This is a genomic window from Streptococcus sp. 2106, assembly GCF_013277315.1.
Lineage (GTDB): Bacteria > Bacillota > Bacilli > Lactobacillales > Streptococcaceae > Streptococcus > Streptococcus pseudopneumoniae.
In genome coordinates, this window is record NZ_VMMS01000065.1 from 1 (window position 1) to 3,208 (window position 3,208).

The following is a 3,208-nucleotide window of genomic DNA, read 5'->3' on the forward strand; positions in this document are numbered from 1 at the left end:
TTTGCTCTTTGATTTTCATGGAGTATTAGAAAGGAGACCTCATGACACTTCCAGTTAGAAAATCCCTGTATGATGCAGTTTTACAGGCTTCGAAAGCGGATACTTGGGAACAAGCTACCAAGGAATGGAATGAAGTTTCCTTGATTTTTAACGGTATTGGCCGTAGCAATTGTGTCTGTGGAAATGCCATCAAATACGCTTATGAACTCTTTAACGGTGTCACAGGCCAACGCCTCTTTCCAATTGGTAGCGACTGTGTTCGTCATTTTCATCGATTGTCCCTTGACCAGCAATTGGAAGAGGAAGAAAAACTGCTCAGAAAGGTTGAAAATCTAACCAGAAAAGCTCAGAAAAAGGAAAAAATCAAGGTCAATAAAAGTGACTTTGACGAGCGACTTCTAAAATGGCTCTGGGAAAAAGGTGTTTTCAAACCCAATCGTGGCAATCAATTTGCGCCTGAGAGAGACTACCAGCTTTTCCTAGAAGTCTTTCAGGGAGGAAGTTGGACCAAGGCGGAACCAAAGAAAAAGGCTCGGATGGAAGAAGTCCTTGAAAAGTGTATCAAACCCTTTTTACTTGGGAAATCGGATGACCAACTCTACCTTGTCAAGCTAGGCAAGGAGAAAATTGACTACGAACAAGAACTTCGTATCCAGGCAGAGAAAGAACGCAAGAAGAGGGATAAAATCGCCAAGCAATATGCAGACAATCTGGTTCTAGCCATGGGACCCGCAGAGCGTGCTTATCAAGATTACTTTGGCTTTACAGAGACCCTGACTCAAGAAGAACGCAAGTGGGAAAAAATTCTTTTTGGTAAAAATAGAGCAGAACGAGCTATCAAGGCCAAACAATACCAAAAAGAGCTGGAAAAAGACCAACGAATTGCCAGTCAGGATCCAATTGAAAGAAAACAGAAGCAGACTTGGCTCCTCAATTCCTATTTTCGTGAGCTTCCTGAAGAAAAAGCTCGATTTTCTAGGCTCTTATTAGAATATCGAAAAAGTGGTGAAGTACCCTTTTCAACTGAATACCTGTCAGATCATCTCATCGACTTTTTCTATAAAATGAAAGCCTTTGAATTTGAAATCGCACCAGAACAAGTCCGAGATTTTCTAAAAAAAAGCCTGCAGGAAGACCATCGCTCATCAGCACAAGGAAGCTGGATAGAAGGAATTCTCCTCAACTGCCTCAAACCATTTTTAGAACGATTAGTGATATGAGTAACACCTGCCGTGGAAATTTCATGGTAGGTTACATTTTATCCAAAAAATAATAGGGAATTGCAAAACTACTACTTGGTATTTTATATATAAAAAAAGTATGAAAACGCAACTCAATTTTAAGACTTTTTGCTAAATAAAGAGTATAATTAAAGTATGTTCCCTTTTTTATAGATAGTACACTAATATAAAAAAGTTAGGCTTACATATTTTTAAAATTTTATTTCAAGGAGGAATAATGGAAAAGTATTTTGGTGAAAAACAAGAACGTTTTTCATTTAGAAAATTATCAGTAGGACTTGTATCTGCAACGATTTCGAGTTTATTTTTTATGTCTGTATTAGCTAGTTCATCTGTGGCTGCTCAAGAGACTAAAGGTGTTCACTACAAATATGTGACAGAGTCAGAGCTATCATCAGAAGAAAAGAAGCAGCTTGTATATGATATTCCGACATACGTGGAGAATGATGATGAGACTTATTATCTTGTTTATAAGTTAAATTCTCAAAATCAACTGGGAGAATTGCCAAATACTGGAAGCAAGAATGAGATGCAAGCCTTAGTTGCTGGTGCTAGTTTAGCAGCTCTGGGGATTTTAGTTTTTGCTGTTTCCAAGAAAAAAATTAAGAATAAAACGGTATTACATTTAGTATTGGTTGCAGGGATAGGAAACGGTATCCTAGTATCAGCCCATGCTTTAGAAAATAATCTTTTACTGAATTACAATACGGACTATGAGTTGACCTCTGGAGAAAAATTACCTCTTCCTAAAGATATTTCAGGTTACACTTATATTGGATATATCAAAGAGGGAAAAACGACTTCTGATTCTAAGGTAAGTAATCAAGAGAAATCAGTAGCCACTCCAATAGATCAACAAAAGGTAGATTATACGATTGCATCGAATTTTATAGAGAATCCATCAAAAATACAAGTGATTAACGGACAGTATGAGGCTGTTCCAGAATTTAGGGATGGACAAGTTGGAACTGTAGCTACAGAGTCCGCTGAAACTAAAGCTGATACATTATCTAGTGATATGAACTCAGAAGTGGAAAGTCACTCTACACCTCCAACCGTAGATTCTTCTCAGAACGGAGAGAATCTTGGAAAACAGAAAGAAGATGCAACTCCAGTCGAGAAGCCAAAAGAAGTAGAAGAAACAAACAAACCTGAAAAAGATGAGTCAAAAGACGAAACTTCAACAAAACCTGAAAATTCTGGTAATGCAACAACAGAGAATAGCCAAACAGTACCAACTGAATCTAATCAAGGTGATACAAATAAAGTTGGAGAGTCAAATAAACCAGAAAATAATGACTCCAAAAATGAAACTTCAGAAAAAACTGTAGAAGAAGTTCCAGTAAAACCAAATGAAGGCACTACAGAAGGAACCTCAAATCAAGGAGCAGAAAATCCAGTTCAATCTGCAGAAGAATCAACAACAAACTCAGGAGAAGATGCAACTCCTAAGTCAGGAGAAAAATCAGGAGAGACTAAAGAAGAATCTACAGACGCTTCAGAAGTTCATTCTGCAACTCCAGTCGAGAAGCCGAAAGAACAAGAACTAGAAAAAACTGTAGAAGAAGTTCCAGTAAAACCAAATGAAGGCACCACAGAAGGAACCTCAACTCAAGGAGCAAAAAATCCAGTTCAATCTGCAGAAGAATCAACAACGAATTCAGAGAAAGTATCACCAGATACATCTAACGAAAATACTGGGGAAGTGTCCAGTAATCCTAGTAATTCGACAACCTCAGTTGAAGAAACAAACAAACCTGAAAAAGATGAGTTGAATGTCGAGCTTGGTAAAGAATCTGGCACGAAAGAATCTGACAAGTATCAGAATGCAGACCAAGCTAAGCGTACTGCCTACGATCAAGCACTTGCGGCAGCGAAAGCTGTAGCAGCTAAAGAAGGTGCAAGTCAAGCAGGGATTGACCAAGCTAAGAATGACCTAGTGGCAGCTGCGGCAGCCTTGAATGGAC

General features: G+C 38.3%; 2 protein-coding genes. Both read left to right on the forward strand.

All coding sequences use genetic code 11. From position 1 onward, the window contains the following. The first annotated feature begins 41 nt into the window (after window positions 1-41). Window positions 42-1,220: a hypothetical protein gene (locus HT723_RS07530; protein WP_119919466.1), complete on the forward strand. Its 1,179-nt coding sequence runs from the start codon at window positions 42-44 to the stop codon at window positions 1,218-1,220. 238 nt (window positions 1,221-1,458) lie between these two features. Continuing rightward, a partial coding sequence (locus HT723_RS07535) for a YSIRK-type signal peptide-containing protein (protein ID WP_172934953.1) occupies window positions 1,459-3,208 on the forward strand: 1,750 nt, incomplete at its 3' end.